The following is a 25,218-nucleotide window of genomic DNA, read 5'->3' as shown; positions in this document are numbered from 1 at the left end:
AGACAGACACAAACCACAAAACCCTTATCATTCCAGGTCTTGCAGCCCGTCTGCAGGGTGACCTCGAAGATACGCTTGGTGCAAATGTAAAGGTTGGCCCAATGGACTCCGGCCGTATCCCAGGCTGGATCGAGAAGAACTGGCCCCCAAAACAATAATCGGAACGCAATTTGAATAGCAACTATTCAGGTAGCCCTATGAAGGCTACCCAATTTTTCCTCTTTTCAAGGAAAAATTAGATATAAAATGATTTTTTTTTCATTTGTGAAACGTGAAGTAATTCTTGCTTTATGTGCTTCAAACCCTGAAGTTATTGCCTACATTGTTATTCTTGAATCTTAAATTAAAGAACTCACTGAAAAGAACTCACTGAAAGGTTGATATCCTTAGGAATCTCGCTTAAATCAAAACAGTCGTAATAGCAGTCTCCTCCCTTCTACTGATTTTTTCAAAGAGAAACCTAATCCCAGGAGTCACCGTAAAAAGAGTGGCAAGAAACGTGGAGGTCAAGATGGTAATCCAGGGACAACTCTTGCACAGTCTCTAAACCCTGAAAAGCAAGGAAAACGTGGTAAGAATCCAAAAACCAAAGCAAGGAATATACTGGATAGCAAGGAATATACTGGATAGGTTTATAGAACACAAAGAAAAAATTCTGAGATTCTTGACAGATTTGAAAGTTCCATTTGAGAATAACCAGGCAGAAAGAGACATCAGGATGATGAAACTACAGCAGAAAATATCGGGAACTTTCAGAACTATACAAGGAGAGCAAACTTTCTGCAGGATGAGAGTTTACATTTCTACAATTAGAAAGAATGATTTGCCTGTTTAGAGAGTATTACAGCGGCGCTCAAGTGAGAGTTGCTAGCTATATCCTTAATAGTTACAAATTTCTTTCTTTAATAAGTTATAAAATCTCTCTTTCGCTTCTCTCTCAATCCATGGTTTATGCCCACATTTTTCCAGCAAAACGAACCTGAAATCATTCAAAACTCCTGACAGGGGTCCTCTTACTCCTTCGTAGGGGTGGGGGTCGTAATTTCCATGAATTGCAACTACGGGGCACGTGATTTTCGTTCCCAATTCCAGAAGCTTGCCGCTGCTCCTCAATTCGCTGGCTTCTTCCCACACGCCCTTGAAGATTTCGCAGTTGCATTCGAGCAGTTCTTCTTCATGTGGGAGAGGATCATAAGCATCTGCTTTCGACATCAACTTTCCAAAGCTGCACAGGGCTTCATCCCTGTTTTTAGCTGAGGAATCATTAAGGGTTTCTGTAAGGAAGAGGAAGTTTTCCCAATCTTCTTTTACGAGCCGGCTTACCCGTGTACTCATTATGCTTGCAGCGTACTTTTCTTCATAGGGGCCGCTTCCTATTAGGATTAGTTTTTTTACGAACTGAGGGTTGAGGGCTGTGAAAATAAAACTGAGCATTGCACCCCAGGAAAACCCTATCAGGGTTACAGGCAGAGCCCCATGCTCTTCCAAAATATCTCTTAGCTCATCTACCTGACCTTCAAGAGTTGCTTTAGTCTGGAAAGGTTCAAGGACTCCCCTACTGCTGGATAGTTCCCTGGCAACAGGGGCCATTTCACCGGGAGCACCGGGTCCGCCGTGGACAACGGCTGCAGTAAAGGGCGGGTTTCCGTATTTTCTCAGATTTTCCATGCTTATATAAGGTCTAAAGCTTCTTTGATTTAAAAGAAAATTGGTTTTCAAATCTATTTGTTTCCATATTTATTTGTTCTGATCTTTACTTTCGTAACCGTTATATAGGACTCGATTCCTTCGATAATCATTCTGGTTAGTTACACATGTAACTATTTACCCAATTAATAACCATCTAACAAAAACCACTAATGGTAAAAATTAAAAAAGGATCATGCTATGACTTTCCAACAAAAAACAAATAATTCCAATGAAAATTTAAAGCGAAATTTGAAAGGGACCTTGCCGCTGCTTGCCCTTCTAACCGCCTTTCCCGCGCTGTCAACAGATATGATCCTGCCTGCGGTTCCTTCTCTTGCCAAAATCTGGAATCAACCCCTATCCGTGATCAATCTAATTCTGGTCTGCTTTTTCGTTACCTATGGGTTTTTCCTTCTCTTCTACGGCCCTATTTCCGATAGGTTTGGCCGCCGTCGCCCTCTTCTTTTCGGGCTTGCAGTTTACATAGTGGCAAGCTTGCTCTGTGCCTTTGCGTCCAGTGCTCCTATACTGATAGGCTTGCGTATACTCCAAGCTGCAGGAGCTGCTGCCAGTTCATCTATCTCTATGGCTATGACCAAAGACATTTTCTCCGGACAGGAGAGGGAAAGGATTCTTGCCTACATAGCGGTTATAATGGCTCTTGCCCCTATGATTGCTCCCGTGATTGGCGGCTGGATCCTTGCAGATTTCTCCTGGCCCTGGATCTTCTTCATTCAGGCAGTCATGGGAGTAATAGGGATTCTCGGTGTACTCCGTTTTCCGGAGACGCTTCCTCGGGTATCAGATGTTCCTCTGTCCCGGATGATGCACACCTACGGCAGGCTGCTACTCAATCCTTCCTATATTGTTATGGTTCTTGTCATGTCAGCCAGCCTTTTCCCCCTGTACAGCTTCATTGCGGGCTCTTCTGATATCTACATTAACGGGTTTGGTATGACTGAGCAGAAATACAGCTACTTCTTTGCCTTCAACGCCATGGCCCTGATGGTCGGTTCTTTCTCCTGCCTACGGTTGACAAGAAGCATCAGTTCAAGGCATCTGATGACGGCTGGGTTTGCAGGAATCTTCCTGGGAGGAGTTTTTCTTCTTCTCACCGGACAGCACGGTCCCTGGAGCTTTGCGCTCCCGATGTTCCTGATCACATTTTCCCTGGGTCTGAGTCGCCCCCCGAGCAACAACCTTGTACTTGAACAGGTCGACCGGGATGCAGGCTCGGCTTCTTCCCTGCTGATTTTCAGTTACTTTACTCTCGGAGCTGTAGGAATGTGGTTTATCTCCCTTGAGTGGGCGGATAAGGTCCCTGTGCTCGGGGCAATTGCTCTAGGCTGCGGAGCTCTGGTTCTGGGCGCATGGGCTGTTTTGCAGCGAAAGGGTATAGGAGGAGCCGCTTGAATTTATTGGACCAGCCGTGCAAAAACTTCAGAATAGAACAGATTCCCCTGTACCGGATATCTGAATAAACAATTCCCAAACGAGCGGTGCTTTTCAGCTTCCCGGGGGATTCCCTGGAGAGTTGATAACTACCCTGGATTTTCCACAATAAATCTATACTCTTCCAGATTTGTTATCTGGAATTACATCGGGTATAGTGCGTCAATTTTTGAACAAAAAGTCCCAGATTCTAAAGCTGGGTGAGTATATTTACAGAACTATTTGTTGCACATGCGGTAAATGCAGTTGTAGTCAGGTTACATACAACCCTTACATTTGGAACAATCACCACAGATTGTTGCTTCCGTATAGTTGCCACCTGTGATTTTGAATGTACATTCAGAGACTCTGTAATCGGTTGCTCGCGTACCGTCATCAATGGCTACGGAATCCTCACCAAAGAGCAGTTTAATCGGCACTTTCTCATATTCTTCCATCAGGCCTGGTTTTAGCTTTGGAAAAATGACCTTCTTTTCGCCGTTACTTTTTCTGACCATAATGAGATCAAAAGTAGCAAGAGAAGTTAACCTGCCGGTTCTGTCAAAGCTCAGGGAGTTTTTATCCGCATCGATACCCAATGCATTAGCATCATATGCATTTATCGGACCAATTGGAGTCTCAACAGGGACTGGAACTGCCGGTTCTGCGGATTCTATGCCGCCATCTTCAAAAAGCTTAAATCCTGTTCTATCAGGATCTTTCCTGCAGGGGTGTCAATTGTGATTCTTTCGGTAGGCCATAGAATCAGGCTCCTGACTTTTCCATCCGGATAAAAGCGCAAACCGATTATCTTTGTACTGAAGTTGCCAAACGGAAATGTAAAATCATATTTCTGCGTTAGGGCACCTTCTTCTTCTTCCGACCAGAAACCGCTAATTTGCCCGTTTAAAGGGGACAAACTATTTATCGAACCATCTTCAAAAAAAGTTACCAGTTCAGCCGGGAATATTCCTATTGATGTGCTTATTTCAGTTTGCTGCTCTAAAGAAATGCTTTTAATTTTCCCGCTTTTATGGAAATACAAAACTTTTAATTGCTTACTTCTAACTCCAGGACTTCCATATTGCGGAACAAAATCGCCATATTTTGTGCTAATCAAATTGTAATCTTTAAGCTTACACTCCTTCAGTTCCCCATCATCATATGTGGTAAAGCTAGCTATCCCTTTGATCCCGCTTGTTTCAACAGTTAACATTGTATACCATTCCTGATTAAAAAATGAATATGGCTTCTTTGCTTTGCCAGATATAGCAAAGCCCTAATTTTTTGCGCGTCCAGCCCGATTTTCATCATAAATACAGCTTCAAAACTACATTGTTGCAGTATTTTTTTTGTTAAACACTTGCTCTAATATACCCCCATATTGAAGGAATACAGAATCCTATTTCCTATATAATGATATATATAAGTTTCTCTAAACCCCCTCTCAAGTACTCAGTGACAAGGGCATTTTCTAAAAGGTATTTTCTACCGTTCTTACTATGAAGGAAATTCCGAGCTTATGGATATGTGAGGAAGGCCCGGAAACAGGAACCGAACCCTGGAGCTGTTAAAATGTGCTTTTATCTATTGAATGGGAAGGGCAGATAATGATCCTGTGCTCGGGGCAATTGCTCTGGGTTGTGGTGCTCTGGTACTTGCAGTATGGTTTATCCTGCAGAAGAGGGAAATTGGGACCGCTTGAACACCGGACAAACGATAAAACTCTATTTCTATGTATACATACACAGATACATGGATACAAAGACAATTCCAATCCGGGATGATACATATGATCTGCTAAATAAAATGTAAAACGGGAGAAAGTTTCCAATCTGGATGTTTTAGTCTGCTGACCTACGCTTTTTCTCTAATAATAAAAGTTTTTCAAACAGGCTCCAAAAGAAATATAACCTATTTATTAAGTTAGTATGTTTAATATAATGTTGTGAAAAGCTCCGATTTATTAATCCTTTTTTAGTTACGATTTGAGATTTCATTCATAATACTGACAGAGTCTCCAGTTTAGTGATGCATTTCGCAGGGTTGAGACAGGGTTGAGAGTTTCATGAATAAGCAAAAAGCCATACTGATATTTTTATTGCTCCTTCCCCTTCTTTTTGTACTGTATTTTTTCGGCCCTTTTGCTATTTATATGTTTTTTGACAGTTCCTGGTACTATTCCGAGGAAGTTGATATCGGGTCTCTTGATTACAGTTCCGCACTTACGAAAGCGGAGAAAGCTGGTTATAAGGTAGAAGGTTCCTGGCCCTGGCCCGGAAACTTTCTGGGTTTTGATCCCGGAGATGTCCCGGAGGTACGGGAAAGCTTCGGAAGTGATGCCCTTGTGCAAAATATAAGGCTTAACTATAACGAGAACTCCGAGCTTATGGTCTTCACATGTGAAGAAGGACCTGAAGCAGGGACCGGAACCTGTGTGGCCATCTCGAATTTCAGTCACTCCGACCCCGATTCTCCCTTACAGCTATTGGAATTTCCAGATGACTCCTGGATGATTGATAAATTTGGGCTCCTCTTCGGGCTGGACGAAAAAGCTTCGTAAAATTATCTTGAGGCTCTGAAAAAAGCCGCACAAAACCATACATGGGACGCTGAAATACAGGTGAACGAATCTCCGGATTTCCCGGCTGTATATGCCTATCTTATGGAAAACAGTGATGATTCCAGTTACGAATCCGGTTTGGGTTTTAATGCATACCCTACAGAAGTCTTTTTAAAGAACGGGAAACGGTTGGGCTCCATAAAATACTTCATCCCACAGGCAAAGGCAGTGACTATTGATGAGGGAAACAGGTACATAGTTGAACTCGATGCCTCAGGAAAAGTCAGGCTTGAAATCGTAATGCATGCAGGAAGCAGTGGGGAATCGATACCTGAAGAGAAATACCGGGCGGTTTTCAGGGATATGTTTGAAGAACTGGGGCTTTCTCGTGCAGCGGTGGACAGCTTTGAATTTTTTCATAGCTCTTCACGGGTGTGGTGAAACAGGTCAACATTTAAACAATTTCTTTGCTTCCCGAATTACGCCTCGCCCGAATTGCGTCTCGCCCGAATTGTGCCTCGCCCGAATTGCGTCTCGCCCGAATTGCGTCTCGCCCGAATTGCGCCTCGGGAGTACGCGGTCCTTTTCGCTCCACTTCGTTTCGCTCAAGAGGACTAATTTATGGTTTTAAGTCACAAATACTCCTGACCCAAAAAACATTATTCGCTATACTGAACCATGTTTGTCACGCTCTACGAAGGAGAGCGGTCTTTTGAATAAAAAGAGGAAAAGAAGAGAAAAGAAAGTGAGCAAAGAGACAAAGGTTAAAAAGTAAAAGCTGTGAAAAAAGGCAATATTAGGAACTATTCTGTAGCTTAAATTTATTGCTTTTATTCCCGTGTTTCCAGAGTTTTTTGTCGCTTTACGAACCTAGCTCCCATCTCAAAGGCCTTCTGACAGTCCTGCGGGAAAACTTCTTTTCGTCTCTTTGCCTTCTCCTCGGGATCAAATCTATCGGCAACATACTTTGAATAATCATCGAACTGATAGGTATCGGTGCTGCATAGTGATTCGGAATATCCGAAGATTCTCTTTGCAAGATTTTCATTTAATTCAACAGTTTTCTTGAGCCCAAACATATCGAAGTATTCTTCATTTATCCCCATCGTGTAGATAAAACCAACAGGGATATTTTTCGGATAGAGCGAGGGTATGTCATTGGAGTAAACAAGATACGGAAATACATAGCGTTCCATGAACGACCTCATCTCGCCTGTAGAGTTTCCAAGATAAATGGGCGATCCAAGGATTACTGCATCGGCATCTTTTAACTTCTCCAGCACAGGTGTCAGTTCATCCTTTACCGCACATTTTCCATAGCTTTTTCCATCTTTTAGTTTACAGGCAAAGCAACTTATACATCCCTTGAAATTGAGATCATAAAGATGGATTATTTCAGTTTCCGCACCCTCTGAGGCTGCACCTTCAAGAGCTTTCTCAAGCAGGGTCGCTGTATTCCATTTCTTTCGAGGACTTCCGTTTATTGCTACTATTTTCATGATTTTACCCCCTGTTTTCAATTCCTCTTATTTTCAATTCCTCTTATTTTCAATTCCTCTTATTTTCAATTCCTCTTATTTTCAATCTCTCAGGATTTATTAGAATTAACTGTCATACTGCAATTTTCTTTATTATACTTCTTAAGGACATTTGATAAACAGGATTGACCGGGCAGTCTAAATCGGTTAATCAATATCATAATAAGTATTTTAAATCTATATCAATTATAAAAAAGGAATCCGGAACTATAAGTTCATATAATTATTACTTAAAGGGTATGATTTTCGTAAACAATCAGTTTTTTCCTGAACTTAATAAAAACAAGTAATTTTAAGCTAATTAAAGTAGGATTTTCCTGATATTTAAGTAAAAATAAATCAGGAGTGGGTAGTTACGGTTCTTGCAGGCGTAATCCCACCCTGTGCCTGTTGGTGTTTAAATGTTTTGTGCAGGCGCAAAACAATTTTCTGCATATGACATCACCGGCCTTGGCAGATCAAGGTCAAGTGCTTCTTTTAAGACTTCTTCAATGGTCTTTACAGGAACAAATTTAAGTTCGTTTCTGACTTCTTCAGGCACATCCTCAAGATCCCTTTCGTTTTCTTTTGGCAGGATCACCTTCTTTATACCTGCTCTGTGGGCTGCCAGAACTTTCTCTTTTATGCCGCCTACAGGCATTACCGCTCCACTCAAGGTGATCTCTCCTGTCATGGCAATCTTTGGGTCAACTGCTTTGCCAGTAATCAAAGATGTCAGAGCAGTGAAAAGGGTCACACCTGCTGACGGTCCGTCTTTCGGGGTTGCACCTGAGGGTACATGGATATGGATATCTCTTTTAATGAAGTCAAAGCTATCTGCAGTGTTTGCAAGCCTTGATCTGACCAGGCTCAAAGAGATCTGTGCAGATTCTTTCATTACATCCCCAAGTTGACCTGTGAGCGTAAGCTTTCCGCTTCCGGGCATAAACGTGCCTTCTATGAAGAGAATATCTCCTCCTACAGGGGTCCATGCAAGTCCGGTTACCACACCAGGTACGTTTTCTTCTCTGGCTTCCTCCTGCCTGATTACCTCTTTTCCGAGGACCTCTTTGAGCATGTCCGCTTTGACCACATAAGGAAGGTCAGTCTTTCCTGACACGATCTTTTCGGATATGAACCTTGCAGTCTTTGCAAGCTGCTTTTTAAGTCCGCGGACTCCTGCTTCACGCGTATATTTGTCGATGATTACCTTCAGGGCCTCATCTTCAATTTTGAGTTTGTCGGCATCAAGGCCGTGCTCTTCCAGTATAAAGGGCAGCAGGTGGTCTTTTGCAATTGCAAGCTTCTCGTTTTTGGTATAGCCCGAGATCTCAATTACTTCCATTCTGTCAAGAAGCGGCCAGGGGATACTTGCCATGGTATTGGCAGTAGCTATGAAAAACACTTCAGACAGGTCATACGGGACTTCCAGATAGTGGTCTGAGAAACTGTTGTTCTGCTCGGGGTCAAGGACTTCAAGAAGGGCGCTTGACGGATCTCCGGAGTAGGAAGCTGAAAGCTTATCGATTTCATCTAGAATGAAGACAGGGTTTTTCGTGCCTGCTTTTCTCATGCCCTGAATAATTCTTCCGGGCAGAGCCCCTACGTATGTCCTTCTGTGCCCTCTGATCTCTGCTTCATCCTTGACACCTCCAAAACTGACCCGGACATACTGCCTGCCAAGAGCTTCCGCAATACTTTTTCCGAGGCTTGTTTTCCCAGTGCCTGGAGGCCCTGTAAGGAGTAAAATTGAGCCCTGTTTCTCCTTTTTTAATTTCATTACGGCAAGATGCTGGATTATCCTTTCTTTAACCTTTTCAAGTCCGTTATGGTTGCTTTCAAGTACCTGGCGGGCTTCGGCAATATCGATGCTCTTTTTCTCTTCCGTTACCCACGGAAGGTCGAGCATGAGGTCCAGATAATTTCTGATAACAGAGCTTTCGGGATTATGGCTGCCTCCGGTTTCGAGTTTCTTCAACTCTGACAATGCCTTTTTTCGAACTTCATCAGGCATCTTTGAACTTTCTATTCTTTCCAGGTATCCTTTCTCACCTGAAGCAGCATCGTCACCACCGTTGAGCTCTTCCTGAATTATCTTCAGCTGCTCTCGCAGCATGGCTTCTCTGTTCGACTTGCTTATCTTATCGGTAACTTTTTTTGCCATTTCCATCTGGAGATTGACATTTTCTTTCTGTCTCATCAGGATTTCAAAAAATGTAAGATACCGTTCACGGACAGAAATAATTTCCAGCAGGTCCTGCTTTTCTGCAAGTTTTACCGGCATGAAGGGCATGACAAATCCCATTATCTGGTCAATGGAATCCATTTTCTCGATTGGTCGCGTAAACTGCTCAGCGCCCTGGAAGCGGCTGCTTATATCCTGAATTGCCTTTTTCATGTTCTCCATCATTTCTGTCCGGATATCTTCATCGAGGTCCTGGAGATCAAAAACAGGCTTATATGTGGCGTAGAACAATCCATCCTTCCGGTACAGAGATACTGCCTCTATCCTCTGGACAGCCCTCGCAATAACCAGATATCCGTCATCAGCAGGCTGCACATATGCGATTTTAAGCAGGTTGCCTGTTTTATACAGATCATCTTCTGATAAGTCCGAAGGTTTCGTACCGCTCTTTACTGTCAGCCCGACGGCATATACGGACTCGGCATTTTTCATCTCAGCTAACAGTATTTCTCCTGTGACTTTGTCAGCCAGGAATTTTGCCCTGCTTTTCGGGTAAACCACTATCTCAAAGAGCGGCATTACGAGGCTTTCTACGTTATTATCGGTTTGTTCTGAATACATTGTCAATCGTCTCAATATTATGAAGTCTTGTCTTGGTTGTCTCAGTAGTTTCGGTTATTGTCAGTTGTTTTTGTCGTTTCAGTTATATCGGTTATCGCGAATCATTAGTTTGAATTAACCTAACTATCTGGCAGGACAAAAAAATTATCTTACCTTTTCCAGAAGCTTGATCAGAGTCTCAATCTCTTTTTCATCCAGCGAATCTGCCATTTTTTCAATAACCCTCAACAAAGCGCTCTCTTCGGCACGGGCTAGTCTCTGCCCTTTTTCGGTCAGGCGAATATAAAAGATCCTGCCGTCCTCAGAGGACTTTTCTCTGTACACGTACTCCATTCTAACAAATCTGTTGACCATCTCTGTGATGGTGGGTTTTGAATTTCTGGTGATTTTCGCAAGCCTGCTGAACGTTACTTCCCCATGTTCATCAATGACTTTCAGATATCCGATCTGCTTCACAGTGATATCCGATACCCCGCACTCAGAGAAGATCTCACAAGAGCACTCGCTTTTGATTTTGATCAGGTTTTTAAAGACTATGAACAAATGCTCTTTTTTCGCCGTCATATCTAGATCAGGGTTGTTAGTTAGGGCTTGCCTAATTATATAGTTTGTGGTTGTGGCAAGTTTAGCCGGAATTGAAAAGGTTTGTAGTCTCTTAATTCATAGTCGCAACCAGAATGATAAATAGTAAAGTTGTAATGCCGCTTGATTCATTTTTACTGAATAATTATTTTCAGCGTGTGCAATCAATAAAGTAACCTTTTCAACAGGTTCGCTAATGAAAATTTATATCTAATTTATATCTCCTGCTTCTCATACTCTTAGCATGATGCCCTCTTTGTTGAATCCAAGGGAGATGCCTCTAATAGAAGGTATCCGAATTCCACTACATTTCTATACCGTGCTCAAGGAGCCCGTACTTCTCGCCGGTATGTCTCGTCCCGGAAAGTCCACACCATGGGAGAAAATTGGTGAAGCTGGATTTTCAAACATAGTCTGTCTTAGCGATCCAGAGGTTCATTACAATCCCTATCCTCTCAAAGTACTGTTCTCTGCAGAACTGGAGGATCTTTATTACGGTTATGATCCGGAAGATCCTGAAAGAGAGGAACGTCTTATCAGACAGGCAACTCATGTGATAAGAAGAAAAATGGATGAAGGAGAAGGTATTGTTGTCCATTGCATGGGAGGGATAGGCAGAACAGGAACAGTCCTCGGATGCGTACTCAGGGACATTGGTTTTTCGGCAGATGAGATACTGGATTATCTTGACGAAATAAATATGTTGAGAGGCTTTGGAGGGTGGCCGGAAACAGAATGGCAGGAGGAAATGGTAAGAAAATACTGACAAAACATTATAAATTCTTTTGGTAATCTTTTAAGTTAGCAGGAATTAGAAGGATGTTCTTCTTTTTTGTATCCTGTTCTTCAGTCAATTATATTCTTCAGTCAATTGTTATCTTTCCCATCAATTTGATAGATTTTGATAGAAATTGATTGGAATATATTTTTACAGATTATGATGTTGAGATTATAGTGAGCATCCGAAAGAGGAAGAATTAATTATTTCTGTCAACTCTCCTGAATATAAAAATAAACCCCTTTCCAGCCTTTCTTTTTTCAAGATAACCCAATTTTTCAAGCTGGAACAGATCACTTCTGGCTGTAGCGTACGCCACGCTGTAAGTAGTCACTATTTCTTTAATTGTGACGGGTTTCTCAGGCTCTTTTAAAAACTGCTTGAAGATTTCTGCCTGTCTTAAAGTCAGGTCCCCGGATTCGGTTATGATTTTCAGGGCTTGAAACTGTTCTTTTTGTTTTCTTTCCAGATATTCGAGGATGTCATCAAGGGCTTTTTTGATGCAGTCGAGGTTGTATTTGATAAAGTATGTGAGGTCTCCGGAATCATTCGCGGTTCTGTCGGATTCAGTGTAAAGGTAGGCATTTCTATACTGCTTTTTCGAGTTATTTATTACTCTTGAGACTGCCATGTACTCGAAAAGCCAGTAATCGTTTTTGAGTAGATACCAGTAGAAAAGAGCCCTTGCAGTCCGGCCATTGCCATCGTTGAATGGGTGAATGTATCCGACCAGGAAATGAATGATTATTCCTTTTATTACGGGATGAATGAAATATTCATCCTTGGTGCTGGCAAAATCACATAATTTATCAATTAATTTCGGAATTTCAGGGTATTCTACAGGCTTATGAAGTAATGTCCCGTCGTGTGAATAAACTGCAATCTCGTTATTTTCTCTGAAATTGCCTTCGTATTCGGATTTTTCAAGTGTTCCGGTTGTGATCATCCTGTGGATTTCAAGAATTTTATTTGGAGTAATGGTTTCATTTTTTAAAGCCACGATATGCTTCACTGTAGCGTAATTGTTTACAATCATTTTTTCGTCTTTATTTTTTGGCTTCCTGTCTTCCTGCAGCATCCTTTTTGCAACTTCCCTCGTAGTTGCTGCCCCTTCTATCTGGCTTGAAGCTATTGCTTCTTCCATCAGGGAACTGATAATGTACTTTCTTCTATTGTCCTGCAGGGCTTCAAGGCTGCTTATAAGATTTCCTGCTGCTGATTTGTCCAGAATATGGAGTTTTTCCTGAAATTCATCTATTAAAACATATTTGAAAACCCAGTCCCCAAATTCCAGGGTTTTTGCTTTTAACTCTCTGGATACTTTCATCAGATTCCATACAATAACAGGGTCTAGGGGAAGTTTCCTATGTTTTAACTCCTCCCAGTGCAGATACCTCTCATTGTATCTGTGAGCTAACTCTGCAATTTGGCGATCATGCAGAAACTTTCCAGCTTCTTCGAGGGCCTCTTTTGAAAATTCGGGGACTTCTGGGAGTTTCATATTATCATTTTCTATATCTTTCTATCAATTTGATTGATTTTGATAGATATTGATAGTTTATTTCCTATATTTCTTTCTATCAATTTGATACTTTTTGATAGATATTGATAGTTCTCAATTATATCTCTAGATATTAGCAGCATCAATTGATGACGTTTTTTATTCATTTTCTTCTTTTTTCTATCAATTTGATAAATTTTGATAGATATTGATAGATGTTTATAGCAAAATCTTAGTTTTACGGCCCGGCATCAACCAGTAAGAATATTTCAGAGAATAAACAAAAAATAGTGTTGGATTCTTTAGTCTCATCTTTAATCTCAGAAAGAGTTGATGTATTGCTGAGTAAGTTACTTTACTATACATTTATTTTTATCCTCTTCAGATTTCTCTTACTCCTCTTTATTCAGGCATTATAGGCATCATATATCTGCCAGATCCATATAATCAGCCATATTGAAATTCCAGTCCCGATAATGTGCATGGTCCCGGTGATCATAAGAGCTATCCAGATGCCCAGTGCCTTGAAAATATGTCCCTTTACAAGCTGGCCCAGACCTGGGATGAAAAAAGAAAATAGGGCTGGAACTCCATGTGTTCTTCTGCAATCCATAAGACTTACCTTTTTTTAAGAACTTACCTTTTTAACATCTAATAAGAGGAGAATATAAACAATTCGATCTTGATAAGTCTTTTTCCTTTATATTGACATCCTAACCTGTACTCAGTAGGCATGAATTATGAAGTTGAGATTTTTGATTGCATTTTCGAACACTTTTCGGGACATTAGGTTAATATGAATCAGTCCTAATATATTCTCAGTTATATGTGTTACGTTCTCAATCACAATTTAATAGTGATCAAGGGGTAGGTTTATGGGACAAAAGTTAGTTAAACGGCTCAGTTCTCTCGAACTATTATTGCTTTTTGCAATCTTTTCAGGGCGTGATGCTTCAGATAAAGTAAAGAAATCTTCTGGAAACACAGGTGAGAATAACATGTTTAAAGAGATTAATCTCGATGAGGTTACCACGGAATGGGATGATTCTTATCTTTTCAGCAGCAGAGGAGATGCCCTGGAAAAGCTTGGGGCATTGAAAAAGAGATCCGAGGAAATAAACCAGACTTTCCGTCCGGAGTTTGAGAACCTTCCCGGGTCGGTTTTACTGGATTATCTGGAAGCTGAAAAGGAGTTTTCAAGATCTGTTGACGTCCTCTATATTTACGCGTATACTCAGCTCAGTAAAAATGTGAATGACCAGTTTTTTAACTCTCTTCTTGCAGAATCTCAGGACCTGGTTACAGAACATAGAAAGGTCAGTGCATTTGCAACCGTAAAATTGACCTCGCTCAGTAAAGAGGAGTGGGATAGGCTCTTTTCCGAAGAGCCCGGACTTGAGGTATATCGGGCTTACCTTGAAGCAACCTATATGAGATTTATAGAGCATAGGCCAATGAATGAAGCCCAGGCTGTATATCTTGCAGATCTCGAAAATCAACGCATGAAACTGGAAACTGAGGCTCTTTCCGAAATCACCAATAAAGTCACAATGGCAGGAAACATAACTCTTGAGAGCGGGGAAGAGTTCCAGGTAAATTCTCAGTCCTACAATACTCTGCTCTCAACAGACCAGAGCCGGGAAAACAGGAAAAGATGTTATGACCAGAGGTTTTACCACCTGATAAACGAATCCGGTTCAATGGCTTCTCTCTATTCTAAAAAAGCCCGGCTTGACGACCTTGCTGCAAGTGAGCTGAACTACACGGATTCTTACGAATCCAGCCTGTATGGCCTTTATCTCACTAAAAACCAGGTTGACGACATGAATACGGTTTTTAAGGAAAGAAAAGATATATTTGAGGATTATAACGAGTTCAGAAGGAAAAAACTCGGGCTTGAAACTCTCAGTCCATACGACCTTCTGCTGCAGTTGACGGATCAATCCGGTAAAGATTACACCTACACAGATGCTTTGCAGGAGGTCCAGAAATCTTATTCCGGAATGGATTCCTGTTTCAACGAGATTTTTTTGAAAATGGTAACCGGAAATTTCATAGACGTATATCCTGATCCCGAACATGGAAAACAGCCAGGGGGATACTGTTACGGACTTTATGCCCTGAAGTCTCCAGCTCTGATCTTTATGAACTATAATGGCATTATCAGTGACCAGAAGACCCTCACTCATGAACTTGGACATGGAATTAATTTCTATTTAATGGGTAACTCAGTGGATTATCTCTACTGCGCAGGTCAGATTTACGAAATGGAGATCCCTTCCACTTTCAACGAAGAACTCTTCGTTGATTATGTGGTCGAAAATTCCGATAAAGAAACAGCAGTTGCAGTGCTTGCCCAGCATATAGGGGAATACCAGAACTATTTTACCCGTCAGCCTATGATTGCGGAATTCGAGTATAAAGCACACCAGCTCTGCGCTGAAAACGGGAATGTCAGCGGAACTGAGCTCAATGCCCTCTGGACAGACATCTCTAAAGAATACAGGAGCGAATCCATTGAATATTACAAAGAAGACTCTGCGGAATGGACCTATATTAACCACATTTACCTGACAAATAACTACTATACTTTCAACTACGCTATTTCAAAGGCAATAACTCTCGCCCTCTTCAAACAATATAAAGAAAAGCCAGAGGCCTTCAACAAAAATTACATTGCCTACCTCTCTGCAGGTTCGACAATGCCTCCTGAAGAAAAACTCAAAAAATACTTCGGGATCGAGATCAACAGGCAGCTCTTTGAGGACGCCGTGGATATCGTGAAGTTGAGGATTCAGGGATTGAATAAGCTAGAAAAAGAGATAAATGGAAATAAATCTGATTCTGCCGTATAAACCTTTATATGAACCCTTAATATCACTCAGGGTCTTTCCGGGATGATAGGCTCTGACTATTATTTTCTACCAATTTGATAAACACCGATGGTAAGTTCTTTTTAACCTGCTTTTTATGCATTATGGGTTTCTCATTGGATTTTTCAGGCATTATAAGCATCATAGATCTGCGCGACCCAGACAACCATTCCCATTAAAAACCCAATTCCGATTACGCTCATGAATGCACTGATTAGCAGGGCTGCCCAGACACCAAGTGCCTTGGACACTTGCTCCTTTACAAGCTGGCCCAGGCCGGGGATGAAAAAAGAGAATAGTGCTGGAACGCCGTGTGTTTTTTTATAACTCATAAATTTACCCTCCCTTATTTTAGAAAATATACTGACCAAATGTAATTACTAAAAATATTCATTGCTTTAATTAATTTTATAAGTATTAAATATTAGTGTAATAATCCTTTTAGTGAAATCCCTGACTCTTTTAGTAGTTGCCTGTCCAGGAAGTCCCATTTTAAATGTATTGCGAATTCGTATTTTCAGCTCTCAAACAGGTCCAGAATTTCTACTATTCATTTGAAATTCGTCCTGAAGTTATCGGTATTTTTGTAACCCAAATGGTATATGTAAATATGTGTAAATACCTAGCTCGTTCAGAAACACTTTTGTTATTTCTTCAAATTATATGCCATAATTAATATATATGATAATATTAAACCACAGCATATAATCTTTACTTTGGAGTAAAAAATGTATAATGTTTGAAAACCTGCATGCTGTGGAGTATCAGTTATGATGTCGAAAGGGATATCGAATATCTAAACCCAAATGTTAACGGAAAACCAAACTAACCCTAAAATCTTGATTGAATTTTATTCATAAAATTCTGATTGAATTTTATTCTTGAATAAAACTCTAAAGCAAATTCTCCTTTAACGATGAAATTGATTTTTTTCGGTATTGATTTTTTTCGTAATAACTGACTGCTTTGTGGTGATTTGCAGGCTGCCCGGAGTCTTTATATGGATAAACAGGACAGTAAAAAATCGGCATTGGATCACTTCAGATCTTTATGGAGTTCATTGCCAGAAATTATAAAATTAGTTGGTACCATCCTAGGTATAGCCCTCGCTCTTAAAGCCCTGTTTCCTGCAGCAGCTATGGGAATTAATTCTTTTGATGCAGGTCCTGAAGTTATTGAACCCGGAGAGCTTTCCGTTCTAAGCTGGGAAGTCTCGGGGGCAACGAATGTAACTATAGAGCCTGATCTCGGAGCCGTAAACTCGAGTGGATCACTTCCCGTATCTCCTTCTGAAACAACAATTTACAAACTGATAGCTTCAGATGAAGGGAAAGAAAAAGTAGCTACATGTACGGTTACGGTTGAAGAGGAGGATCTGCTTATCAGTTCTTTTGATGCAAGTCCAGACTCTATTCAGCCAGGAGAAAATTCTGTCTTGAGCTGGCACGTTGCCGGAGTTTCAAACGTCACTATAGAGCCCGGTATCGGAATTGTAGAGCCCGCAGGGACATTGAACGTATCACCCGCAGATACTACTTCATATGAGCTTACAGCCTCAAATGGCGATAAAGAAGATACGGCTTACTGCACGGTTACGGTTGAAGGAAGTCCTCTGCCTCCGAAAGATAACTTAACATCTGCAGAAGAGAACATTTTACCCTCTAATGAGAATCTATCAGGTCCGAAAGAGTATCTGCCTTCAGAGGATCTACCTTCAGAGGATCTACCTTCAGAGGATTTACCTTCAATTGTTTCTTTTAACGCAGATTCTGATGTCATTGCTAAAGGAGAGAGTTCCAATTTAACATGGAGTGTTTCCAAAGCTACGGAAATTGCCATAGAACCTGGGATAGGGACTGCAGGCCTGACCGGCAGCCAGCGTATATTCCCGGAAGAAACCACCACTTATACCCTGACAGCTACAAACAAAGAAGGAAGTGTTAGCGCTACCAAAGTCATATTCGTGGAAGAACCTTCTATGCTTACACCTTCTGTTCCTATCTCTACTCCGGAGCAGGTCTCACCAGCTAGCGGGGAAGTATTCGACACTTCTACTGCACAGGCTGTACTCAAATGGAAAGCTGTTTCGGGTGCGGCAAACTACACGGTAGAAATAGATTCATACGATTCAAGTACGGGTATGTGGCTTTCGGAAACTTCCGGATCCAGAGTAGTTTCCGGGATTTCCGGAACAAGCTACTCTTTTGAATTTCTGGAGGGCACAGGTCAGTACCGCTGGAGGATCTGGGCTATGAGTTCGGAAGGCAGGGAAAGCGACAAAAGTGGCTGGTGGAATTTCAGTCATCCGCTTAACCTCAGCCCAGAACCCGGAGATACGTCTTCCACATAACCTTTTGTTCCAGGTTTCTGGAAGGCTGCTAAGTTAATAACCGGAGAATTTCCGGCTAGTTTCTTTTTTAATATCTTTTTTACCGAGCATCAATCTTAATAGAATATGTAAAAGAAAGTGGATCGGATGTAAAAAGGATCGAATGTAAAAAGGATCAGATATAAAAAGGATCAGATGTAAAAAGGATTGGATGTAAAAAGGATTGGATGTAAAAAGGATTGGATGTAAAAAGAGTGATTACAAGTCTTGAAAAAGGTTTATATTCTCAGGGCTCAAAAACATTGGTAACCTTAGATAAACTTCTGTGAAACCGAATTTTCACAGGCTGTAGATTCTACAAAACGCAGATTCCAATAAATAAATTCTGACAAAAACCACATTCCACAAAAATTATGATCCGCAAAAAGCAAACCGAAAAACCTTATGAATGTGACCCTCCGGCTCCTTCAACAGTCTATATCAAAATTAAAAATATCCCTTACGAGACCTTCAAAAACAGGCTGAACCAGGGACTCATTACTACCGATATTGACCAGATCAGATATCGGCTCGAGAGGCACATCTACTGCTGCGGAGTCTGTTCTAAGTACGTGAATGAGTATTGTGTCATTACAAATAGAAAGGTTGAGTCAGGATGGATCTGCAAATCCTTCGTGCCAAAAGAGGAGTTCATATACCTTGATGCCAGGCCTGAGCAGAAAGATTCAGCAGGGTTCAGGTACCTCTCTGAAACCGGGCTTGAAAAGGACAGTGCCGAAGGTGGGGGGGAAGAAGGAAATCCGGAAAGTACAGGGATGAGAGGCTTTTATGAAGAAGGAGTGATTCTCTACAGACAGGGAAGGCTAAAGCTTGCACTTCAAGCTTTTGACCGCGTGCTTGAAGAAAATCCTCTTGATTTTGCAGCCCTGTTTCATAAAGGAAATTCCCTGCTGAAACTCAAACGCTATGAAGAAGCTCTCGAAATATTCGAAAGAGCCTTGAAAATTAGCCCTGATAATGCAGGGCTCTGGACTAACGTGGGTTTTGCTCTAACAAAGCTTGAACGCTTTCGGGACGCTCTTGAGGCTTTTGAGAAATCGATTCTCCTGAACCCTGTGCAGAAAAACGCATGGGAAGGCAAGGATGCAGTGCTCTCCCGGATACGTCTGTGTGAAGAGAAACTCAAGGAATCTGAAAAAGCCCTGGAAAGAGACCCTGATGACCAGGATGCCCTGTTTGAAAAAGGTAAACTCCATCTTAAGCTTGGTGAACAGGAAAAATCTGTGCAGGCTTTTAAAAGAGCCCTTGAGAAACAGCCTGAAAATGTCGAAGCCTGGCAGCTCAGGGGGAAAATTCTCTTTAAAACAGGTTCGGAAAAAGAAGCTCTGCACGCTTTTGAGAAGGCAACCCGTCTTAAGCCCGATTATCCCGACGCCTGGTATGAAAAGGGAAAGGTTTTCCTGAAGCTCGGAAACCTGAGAGGGGCAGAAAATGCTTTTAAAATTGCAGCCGATCTCTGGGATAGTAAAGGTTTCAAAACAAAAGCGGAAAGTGCCCGTGAAAAAGTTAAAAAGCTAGAATCCGGAAAAGCATAAGTTTTCTCTAGTATCACGCTCGACGAAGGAGAGTGGCTTTCCCGCGAAAAAGGATAAAGTAAAGCCAGCAAATAAAAATAATCTAAAAGATTTTCAGGGATACAATTAAAAGAAGAATTAAATTCTACAAAGAGACGTTTTCCTCTATCTCCTTTTTCTTGTTGGAAAGGGCCGCCAGACAAGCTGGCGTAAGCATTTTCTCATTTATTAATTGAAATGTGATTTCCAGGCCGATGTAAGTATTTTTCAGGCTGATGGCCTGGCTGCGGTTCTGTTTTGCTTCTGGAGTGAAATTAACCTGGTTCAGGACAGCCTGGTTCCCGAAGTTCACAGATAAGCATGAGTAACATAACGCCTCATCATTCTGTGGCTATTGAAATAATAGGCAACCATACCTATAGAGTTGTTAATCAGTTTAAACCATTCGTCCCTGCGGTCGTAATACATAGGGACTATAACGTAGTAGAGTTTGTTGTAAAGGTCGTCAAGCTCAGAGAGCCTTGCCTCTTCCACGGTAAGGTGTTCTTCGGGCTGAGGTCCTATGGACCAGCCAGTCACCCCTTCGATCCATCCTTCAATCCACCAGCCGTCAAGCACACTGAAGTTTACAACCCCGTTATGGGCAGCTTTCATGCCGCTTGTGCCAGAGGCTTCATAAGGGCGAACTGGGGTGTTCAGCCAGAGGTCGACTCCGGAAACCATCTTTGCAGCCAGGTCCATATCGTAATTCTCCAGAAAAACGATCTTGATTTCATTCCGGAGTGTTTCTATAGTTTTGAAAATATCCCTTATGAGCTGTTTTCCGGCTTCGTCATGCGGATGGGCTTTGCCTGCGAAGATAAGCTGAATCTTTCCCCTCCTGTTTACCTTTCTGAGCCTTTCAAGATCGGAGAGGATTAAAGTTGCTCGTTTATACGCTGTCATACGCCGTGCAAAACCTATGGTCAGGGTCTCATAGTCCATACCTGCCCCTGTTCTTCTGTTGACCTCATCTATAAGGGCTTTTTTTGCTTTCCTGCGAGCCTCCCATATTTCATCATCAGGGATTCCCCCTATCCTTACTAGGAGTTCGGGTTCATTTGCCCATCCAGGCAGATAACGGTCAAAAAGCTGCTTGAAAAAAGGGCAGGTCCATGTATAGGAGTGTACACCATTTGTTATTGCCTGGATCGAATACCCTGGAAAAAGTTCGTTTGAGACCCGGCTGTGCCGTTTTGTAACGCCATTGACATAGTCTGACAGGTTGAGAGCAAAAAGACTCGTATTAAAACGGTCTGATCCTCCATATTTTCTCAGGATTTCGATATCATTCTTATCACGGATCAGATCTTCAACAAGTCCATAATCGAACTTATCATGCCCTGCTTCTACCGGAGTATGGGTGGTAAAAATGCAAAGATCCTTTACTCTAAGACATTCTTTGCCATTACATTTTAAAAGCTCCAGAGCAAGGAGGCTTGAGTGTCCTTCATTCATATGGTATTTTCGGACCTTAAAGCCAAGTGCATTAAGCATGCGTACTCCCCCTATCCCGAGCACTATTTCCTGCTTGAGCCTGTAGGTATGGTCACCTCCATAAAGGAAATCTGTGATCCCGCGGTCTTCCCATGAGTTCCCCTCTACATTCGTATCGAGAAAAATGATAGGTACGCAGCCCCCGGTCAGGCTTTCGCAATTATAATGCCATGCCTGGACTTTAACCTCTCTGTCCTGAATTTTTACGCTGACTTCCTGCTGGAGTCTGATCATCAGATGTGAAGGGTCCCACTCTTCAGTTTGTTCTGTCTGGTTCCCGAAGATGTCAAGGCTCTGCCTGAAATATCCTTTATTACTGACAAGAGTTACTGCCACAAGCGGAACATTGAGATCTGCAGCCGAGCGGATTGTATCGCCTGCGAGCACTCCAAGCCCTCCTGCATATGTCGGGAGTTCATTGCGAAGCCCTATTTCCATGGAAAAATAAGCTATTTTTTGCCCTTTCAATACTCCTTGAAGACCATCTTCCATATTTGTAAATCCCCTTGCCTTTATCTTTTAACAGAGATACTTAAAATGCGTTTTGCTAATAATATTTGTAAAGATGTCTCCGGTGATATATTAACTCGACCTTTAAGATTGACTTGTTAATTCAAACAAGGCTTTAAATAAACCAAAAATAGTTTCTTGCTAACTGAGGTTTTTAGTTTCCTGGCATCTGAGATTACAAAATATATTCTCTGCTGCTTTTAAACCTGAAAACAACTGCAAACCAGACTAATGAATACGCTTTAATGTCAATTTAAATTTCGCATGTAAACTATTTAATTTATAAATGTTTTTAAGTATGATTTAAATAACAAATGTGAATATATTATTTAGGTCAATCTTATTCTGGTAGATATTTAATTAGTGGTGGACAATAAGTAGGTGGAAAGAAATGCCTGAAAATATTATATCTCGTCTCCCTGGAGATTCTGAAGAAAAAGAGGCAATTTCTTTTAGATCTCTAGAGTTGCTTAAAGATCGGGCAGTAAAAGATAAGGATTATACGGTTAGACGTGAAGCTCTTCTCATACTTGCGAAAAATTGTGGTGACAGTGAGGATATTTTTGAATTTATAAAAGAAAGAGCTGTCAGAGATAGCCATTACTCAGTCCGAAAGACTGTCCTTCAGGAACTGGCGAGATCATGGAAGGAAAGGCCCGAAATATTACACCTGGTCAGGGAAAGGGCTATTGAAGACATTAATTATGAGGTTCGGAGAGCTGCTGTAAAGGAACTTGCAGAGAACTGGAAGCATATGCCTGAAATTCTCGAGCTTCTAAGAGATTGGGCTGAGAACGCAAAAGATAGGTTTGTCCGAAGTACAGCTCTTCAGGAACTTTCCAGGTGCTGGGGTAAAAATTGCTGTAGTCTGGATTTTATAACACGTAGGGTTGTTGAGGAGAAAGATGGTTTTGTCAGGGCTGTTGCAATCCAGAGCGTTGCAAAATACTGGAGTAAGGAACCGGAGGTTCTTCAGTTGGTAAGAGATAAAGCCCTGAGTGACGAACATTACTCTGTAAGGAGTGAGGCTTTACAGGCACTGGCAGAGAAATGGCCCTGCAAAGGTGATATCCTCCCTTTAATAAAAGAAAGGGCAGTAAAGGATGATCATTATTCCGTAAGAGGGGCTGCTATTCAGGAACTTGCAAACGGCTGGCGGAACGACCCTGAAATCCTGGAATTTATCCGGGACAGGTGCATTCACGATGAAGATAATATGGTCCGGGGAACCGCAGTCACTCTGCTTACTTCCTTATGGCCTGAAGAGCCTGGAACTTTTGAATTGATCATGGAAAAAGCTGTTTCCGATGAACATTATTCAGTCAGGAAAAATTCAATGGAAGAGCTCGCAAAAGTCTGGCATGAAAAACCTGAGACACTTGGACTTGTAAGGGACAGATTGCTAAATGATGAAGATAATTTTGTAAGGATTACTGCAGTTCAGGAACTTGCAAAAATCTGGCATGCAGACCCTGGCACTCTTCCTCTGGTTAAGGAGATAGCTCTTAAAGAAAAAGATGAGTTTGTAAAAGATGCGGCTGTCCGGGAAATAATAGACGGCTGGCAAGGCGAAGCTATAACAGAATTCGTAAAAAAACTCGCTTAGAAACCCGCTTAGAAACCCGCTTAGAAACCCACTTAGAAGCCCGCTTAGAAACCCACTTAGAAGCCCGCTTAGAAACCCACTTAGAAACTCGCTTAGAAACTCGCTTAGAAACTCGCTTAGAAACTCGCTTAGAAACTCGCTTAGAAACTCGCTTAGAAACTCGCTTAATATCTCTCACCTGAATCCTCTAACTTCTGAAAGGAAATCTGAGTTGAGTTTGATTTATATATTTTTCCCTCGGTTTTTCCTTTTTTCTGCTAATTAATACGTTTAGACATTTCGTCTTTTAATCACTATTACGCCTTCCCATCGTGATATCTCTGAAGGTTCAAATCACAATCTTTTTAATTCATTGTGTGTTTCTATGTAGTTATAGCAAAAAGACTAAATATGCGAAAATTTCTCATAGCTTCCTGTAAAAGGTTTCTGTACGGAGAATAAGATGGCTAAAGCGGCTTCGAATTCGGCTAAAAACGGAAGTAATAACAGGCAAAAATCCTGTAAATATCTCAATGAGATAGCATTATGCAGTGCACTTGAGATGGCAAAAGAGCTTATCTCAGTAATAAATAAAGTTCCTGTAACTGTTTTCCTGTGGCGGCCAGAAAAGTACTGGCCTGCAGAGTTTGTCTCTGAGAACATAAAGCAGTTCGGATATACAGTAGAAGAATTCACGTCAGGAAAACTTCTCTATGGGAACATTGTGCATCCTGACGACCTGGAGAGGGTCGAAAGAGAACTCTCAAGAAGGATTGAAGAAGATTATGTTGACTTCTCCCAGGAATACCGGATACTTACAAAATCCGGGGAAGCCCGCTGGGTTGAGGAAAGAACCTTTATCGAAGCCGATGAGAATGGAGTCGTAAAATACCTTAAAGGCATAATTCTGGATATTACCGAAAGAAAAAGAAAAGAAAAACTGCTTTATATCCAGAGAGACCTTGGAATTGCGCTAAGCACCTCGAATTACCTGGAGGAAACCCTTGATAAGCTGCTTGATTCGTGCCTTCAGATTGATGAAATCAATGCCGGAGGCATCTATCTGGTTGACGACGAAACCGGGGATATGAATCTTGCTATCTATCGTGGTCTCTCTCCTACCTTTGTCGAGAACGCCTCCTATTATAGTGTAAATTCTCCAAACGCCAAGCTCGTTATGATAGGGCAGCCTGTCTATAAGCAGCACATAGACCTTCTTCTTACCTCAAGAGATGATATACTCAGGCAGGAAAACCTTAGAGCTACAGCAATAATCCCTGTACGATCCGGAAAGAAGGTTATTGCTGCCTTTTATCTTGCCTCACGGGTGGAGTATGAGCTTTCGGATAGTGTGCGTACGGTTATCGAAACTATTGCGACTCAGTTCGGGGTTTTCATCTCCCGGATCCGGCTTGAAGAAAAACTCAAAGAATGTGTGAAGAAGCGAAAGGCTTAATGCTTCTTCTATTTCGACTTAATGCTTCATTTATTTTGATTTCATCGCCCAGCTCTGGAAAGATCAATTCTTCCTTTTCCTGACAATTACCTGGAAAAAACGAGAATGCCGGTTTTTTCATCTGCCTATCTTTTCAGGGCCTTTTTCTTAAGTATGGATATCATTGCTTTCCAGGATTTTCCAGGATTTTTCCGGATTATGCGTAATCAAGGTTCATTACCTCTGATTTCCTATGGGATAAGATCAAAAGCCTATCTCGTTGATGAACCCTGCAGGAAATTTGCATACAAACGTATTTTATTTGCAAGTTTCGTAATTTATAAGTAAGATTTATAAATTTTGTCACTATAAATCGTATGGGAAAAAGACTGCAAATATCAGTAGATCATAATGGATTTTTTCCCTTCATAGCATTGATTGAAGAATACCTTGAAATAGTATCTGGAAAGGCTCGATGTAAAATGTCCGGATCTCCTTATGAGGTCTGA

22 protein-coding genes and 3 pseudogenes are annotated in these 25,218 nt (G+C 41.5%); 13 read left to right on the top strand and 12 right to left on the bottom strand.

The window, feature by feature from the left end:
- The 3 pseudogenes from FXV91_RS19015 to FXV91_RS19005 all read left to right on the top strand — a co-directional run.
- Positions 1-158 (top strand): annotated as a pseudogene (locus FXV91_RS19015) (acetyl-CoA synthase subunit gamma); the annotation flags it as partial.
- Positions 159-450: 292 nt separating this feature from the next.
- Positions 451-630: pseudogene (locus tag FXV91_RS20125) on the top strand (hypothetical protein); the annotation flags it as partial.
- Positions 611-835: pseudogene (locus FXV91_RS19005) on the top strand (transposase); the annotation flags it as partial. The pseudogenes FXV91_RS20125 and FXV91_RS19005, both read left to right, overlap by 20 nt.
- 44 nt (positions 836-879) lie before the next feature.
- Here FXV91_RS19005 and FXV91_RS19000 read toward each other — a convergent pair.
- Positions 880-1,668 carry an alpha/beta hydrolase gene (locus FXV91_RS19000; protein ID WP_229392365.1) on the bottom strand — a complete coding sequence of 263 codons (789 nt, stop codon included), beginning with the start codon at positions 1,666-1,668 and terminating at the stop codon, positions 880-882.
- A gap of 270 nt (positions 1,669-1,938) precedes the next feature.
- On the opposite strand from FXV91_RS19000, the gene FXV91_RS18995 reads away from it, so the two are divergent.
- The gene (locus tag FXV91_RS18995) at positions 1,939-3,102 is read left to right on the top strand and encodes a multidrug effflux MFS transporter (RefSeq protein WP_229392364.1); all 1,164 of its coding nucleotides are present in this window, start codon (positions 1,939-1,941) and stop codon (positions 3,100-3,102) included.
- A 296-nt stretch (positions 3,103-3,398) separates the two neighbouring features.
- Here FXV91_RS18995 and FXV91_RS18990 read toward each other — a convergent pair whose 3' ends face one another.
- On the bottom strand, positions 3,399-3,719 hold the full coding sequence (locus tag FXV91_RS18990) for a hypothetical protein (RefSeq protein ID WP_229392363.1): 321 nt from the start codon (positions 3,717-3,719) through the stop codon (positions 3,399-3,401).
- Positions 3,720-3,793: 74 nt separating this feature from the next.
- The gene (locus FXV91_RS18985; RefSeq protein WP_229392362.1) at positions 3,794-4,336 is read right to left on the bottom strand and encodes a hypothetical protein; all 543 of its coding nucleotides are present in this window, start codon (positions 4,334-4,336) and stop codon (positions 3,794-3,796) included.
- Between the two features lie 852 nt (positions 4,337-5,188).
- Between FXV91_RS18985 and FXV91_RS18980 the strand changes: the two genes are divergently transcribed.
- On the top strand, positions 5,189-5,683 hold the full coding sequence (locus FXV91_RS18980; RefSeq protein ID WP_229392361.1) for a hypothetical protein: 495 nt from the start codon (positions 5,189-5,191) through the stop codon (positions 5,681-5,683).
- 60 nt (positions 5,684-5,743) lie between these two features.
- Positions 5,744-6,124: a hypothetical protein gene (locus FXV91_RS18975; RefSeq protein ID WP_229392360.1), complete on the top strand. Its 381-nt coding sequence runs from the start codon at positions 5,744-5,746 to the stop codon at positions 6,122-6,124.
- Positions 6,125-6,130: 6 nt separating this feature from the next.
- On the opposite strand, the gene FXV91_RS18970 is transcribed toward FXV91_RS18975, so the two are convergent.
- From FXV91_RS18970 to FXV91_RS18955, 4 genes are all read right to left on the bottom strand, one after another.
- On the bottom strand, positions 6,131-6,292 hold the full coding sequence (locus FXV91_RS18970) for a hypothetical protein (protein ID WP_229392359.1): 162 nt from the start codon (positions 6,290-6,292) through the stop codon (positions 6,131-6,133).
- A gap of 221 nt (positions 6,293-6,513) precedes the next feature.
- Positions 6,514-7,182 carry a flavodoxin family protein gene (locus FXV91_RS18965; protein WP_229392358.1) on the bottom strand — a complete coding sequence of 223 codons (669 nt, stop codon included), beginning with the start codon at positions 7,180-7,182 and terminating at the stop codon, positions 6,514-6,516.
- A 436-nt stretch (positions 7,183-7,618) separates the two neighbouring features.
- Positions 7,619-10,006 carry an endopeptidase La gene (gene lon, locus FXV91_RS18960; RefSeq protein WP_229392357.1) on the bottom strand — a complete coding sequence of 796 codons (2,388 nt, stop codon included), beginning with the start codon at positions 10,004-10,006 and terminating at the stop codon, positions 7,619-7,621.
- 144 nt (positions 10,007-10,150) lie between these two features.
- Positions 10,151-10,570 (bottom strand): MarR family winged helix-turn-helix transcriptional regulator, encoded by a 420-nt coding sequence (locus FXV91_RS18955; RefSeq protein WP_229392356.1) that lies wholly within the window; start codon positions 10,568-10,570, stop codon positions 10,151-10,153.
- 292 nt (positions 10,571-10,862) lie between these two features.
- On the opposite strand from FXV91_RS18955, the gene FXV91_RS18950 reads away from it, so the two are divergent.
- Positions 10,863-11,354, top strand: coding sequence for a protein-tyrosine phosphatase family protein (locus FXV91_RS18950; RefSeq protein ID WP_229392355.1), 492 nt, complete (start codon positions 10,863-10,865; stop codon positions 11,352-11,354).
- Positions 11,355-11,565: 211 nt separating this feature from the next.
- Here FXV91_RS18950 and FXV91_RS18945 read toward each other — a convergent pair whose 3' ends face one another.
- Both FXV91_RS18945 and FXV91_RS18940 read right to left on the bottom strand, forming a co-directional pair.
- Positions 11,566-12,867, bottom strand: coding sequence for a Fic family protein (locus tag FXV91_RS18945; protein WP_229392354.1), 1,302 nt, complete (start codon positions 12,865-12,867; stop codon positions 11,566-11,568).
- Positions 12,868-13,273: 406 nt separating this feature from the next.
- Positions 13,274-13,480 carry a hypothetical protein gene (locus FXV91_RS18940; protein ID WP_229392353.1) on the bottom strand — a complete coding sequence of 69 codons (207 nt, stop codon included), beginning with the start codon at positions 13,478-13,480 and terminating at the stop codon, positions 13,274-13,276.
- A 262-nt stretch (positions 13,481-13,742) separates the two neighbouring features.
- On the opposite strand from FXV91_RS18940, the gene FXV91_RS18935 reads away from it, so the two are divergent.
- Complete coding sequence (locus FXV91_RS18935; protein WP_229392352.1) at positions 13,743-15,722, top strand: M3 family oligoendopeptidase; 1,980 nt, start codon at positions 13,743-13,745, stop codon at positions 15,720-15,722.
- A gap of 143 nt (positions 15,723-15,865) precedes the next feature.
- On the opposite strand, the gene FXV91_RS18930 is transcribed toward FXV91_RS18935, so the two are convergent.
- Positions 15,866-16,072: a hypothetical protein gene (locus tag FXV91_RS18930; RefSeq protein ID WP_229392351.1), complete on the bottom strand. Its 207-nt coding sequence runs from the start codon at positions 16,070-16,072 to the stop codon at positions 15,866-15,868.
- Positions 16,073-16,740: 668 nt separating this feature from the next.
- Between FXV91_RS18930 and FXV91_RS18925 the strand changes: the two genes are divergently transcribed.
- Together FXV91_RS18925 and FXV91_RS18920 are read left to right on the top strand one after the other, a co-directional pair.
- On the top strand, positions 16,741-18,090 hold the full coding sequence (locus FXV91_RS18925; RefSeq protein WP_229392350.1) for a hypothetical protein: 1,350 nt from the start codon (positions 16,741-16,743) through the stop codon (positions 18,088-18,090).
- A gap of 392 nt (positions 18,091-18,482) precedes the next feature.
- Positions 18,483-19,664 carry a tetratricopeptide repeat protein gene (locus FXV91_RS18920; RefSeq protein ID WP_229392349.1) on the top strand — a complete coding sequence of 394 codons (1,182 nt, stop codon included), beginning with the start codon at positions 18,483-18,485 and terminating at the stop codon, positions 19,662-19,664.
- Between the two features lie 124 nt (positions 19,665-19,788).
- On the opposite strand, the gene FXV91_RS18915 is transcribed toward FXV91_RS18920, so the two are convergent.
- Positions 19,789-19,995, bottom strand: a complete 207-nt coding sequence (locus FXV91_RS18915; protein WP_229392348.1) for a hypothetical protein — start codon at positions 19,993-19,995, stop codon at positions 19,789-19,791.
- On the bottom strand, positions 19,992-21,671 hold the full coding sequence (gene glgP, locus FXV91_RS18910) for an alpha-glucan family phosphorylase (RefSeq protein WP_229392347.1): 1,680 nt from the start codon (positions 21,669-21,671) through the stop codon (positions 19,992-19,994). Before glgP ends, FXV91_RS18915 begins: the two co-directional genes overlap by 4 nt.
- Positions 21,672-22,080: 409 nt before the next feature.
- Here glgP and FXV91_RS18905 point away from each other — a divergent pair, with 409 nt between their 5' ends.
- The 3 genes from FXV91_RS18905 (at position 22,081) to FXV91_RS20095 (ending at position 25,218) form a co-directional block, all read left to right on the top strand.
- Positions 22,081-23,295, top strand: coding sequence for a HEAT repeat domain-containing protein (locus tag FXV91_RS18905; protein ID WP_229392346.1), 1,215 nt, complete (start codon positions 22,081-22,083; stop codon positions 23,293-23,295).
- A 442-nt stretch (positions 23,296-23,737) separates the two neighbouring features.
- Positions 23,738-24,730, top strand: coding sequence for a GAF domain-containing protein (locus tag FXV91_RS18900; protein WP_229392345.1), 993 nt, complete (start codon positions 23,738-23,740; stop codon positions 24,728-24,730).
- 356 nt (positions 24,731-25,086) lie between these two features.
- Positions 25,087-25,218, top strand: coding sequence for a hypothetical protein (locus tag FXV91_RS20095; RefSeq protein WP_255680720.1), 132 nt, complete (start codon positions 25,087-25,089; stop codon positions 25,216-25,218).

The sequence above is a fragment of the Methanosarcina sp. DH2 genome, from assembly GCF_020804225.1.
Classification (GTDB): Archaea; Halobacteriota; Methanosarcinia; order Methanosarcinales; family Methanosarcinaceae; genus Methanosarcina.
Note: the sequence above shows the minus strand (reverse complement) of the source record. Positions and strands in the feature narration are given on the sequence as shown.

What these genes read in the sequence shown, in the direction of transcription:
- FXV91_RS19000 (WP_229392365.1), bottom strand. Translation starts at nt 1,668, where the DNA reads ATGGAAAATCTGAGAAAATACGGAAACCCGCCCTTTACTGCAGCCGTT.
- FXV91_RS18985 (WP_229392362.1), bottom strand. Translation starts at nt 4,336, where the DNA reads ATGTTAACTGTTGAAACAAGCGGGATCAAAGGGATAGCTAGCTTTACC.
- FXV91_RS18980 (WP_229392361.1), top strand. Translation starts at nt 5,189, where the DNA reads ATGAATAAGCAAAAAGCCATACTGATATTTTTATTGCTCCTTCCCCTT.
- FXV91_RS18965 (WP_229392358.1), bottom strand. Translation starts at nt 7,182, where the DNA reads ATGAAAATAGTAGCAATAAACGGAAGTCCTCGAAAGAAATGGAATACA.
- lon (WP_229392357.1), bottom strand. Translation starts at nt 10,006, where the DNA reads ATGTATTCAGAACAAACCGATAATAACGTAGAAAGCCTCGTAATGCCG.
- FXV91_RS18955 (WP_229392356.1), bottom strand. Translation starts at nt 10,570, where the DNA reads ATGACGGCGAAAAAAGAGCATTTGTTCATAGTCTTTAAAAACCTGATC.
- FXV91_RS18950 (WP_229392355.1), top strand. Translation starts at nt 10,863, where the DNA reads ATGCCTCTAATAGAAGGTATCCGAATTCCACTACATTTCTATACCGTG.
- FXV91_RS18945 (WP_229392354.1), bottom strand. Translation starts at nt 12,867, where the DNA reads ATGAAACTCCCAGAAGTCCCCGAATTTTCAAAAGAGGCCCTCGAAGAA.
- FXV91_RS18940 (WP_229392353.1), bottom strand. Translation starts at nt 13,480, where the DNA reads ATGGATTGCAGAAGAACACATGGAGTTCCAGCCCTATTTTCTTTTTTC.
- FXV91_RS18935 (WP_229392352.1), top strand. Translation starts at nt 13,743, where the DNA reads ATGGGACAAAAGTTAGTTAAACGGCTCAGTTCTCTCGAACTATTATTG.
- FXV91_RS18930 (WP_229392351.1), bottom strand. Translation starts at nt 16,072, where the DNA reads ATGAGTTATAAAAAAACACACGGCGTTCCAGCACTATTCTCTTTTTTC.
- FXV91_RS18925 (WP_229392350.1), top strand. Translation starts at nt 16,741, where the DNA reads ATGGATAAACAGGACAGTAAAAAATCGGCATTGGATCACTTCAGATCT.
- FXV91_RS18920 (WP_229392349.1), top strand. Translation starts at nt 18,483, where the DNA reads ATGATCCGCAAAAAGCAAACCGAAAAACCTTATGAATGTGACCCTCCG.
- glgP (WP_229392347.1), bottom strand. Translation starts at nt 21,671, where the DNA reads ATGGAAGATGGTCTTCAAGGAGTATTGAAAGGGCAAAAAATAGCTTAT.
- FXV91_RS18905 (WP_229392346.1), top strand. Translation starts at nt 22,081, where the DNA reads ATGCCTGAAAATATTATATCTCGTCTCCCTGGAGATTCTGAAGAAAAA.
- FXV91_RS18900 (WP_229392345.1), top strand. Translation starts at nt 23,738, where the DNA reads ATGGCTAAAGCGGCTTCGAATTCGGCTAAAAACGGAAGTAATAACAGG.
- FXV91_RS20095 (WP_255680720.1), top strand. Translation starts at nt 25,087, where the DNA reads ATGGGAAAAAGACTGCAAATATCAGTAGATCATAATGGATTTTTTCCC.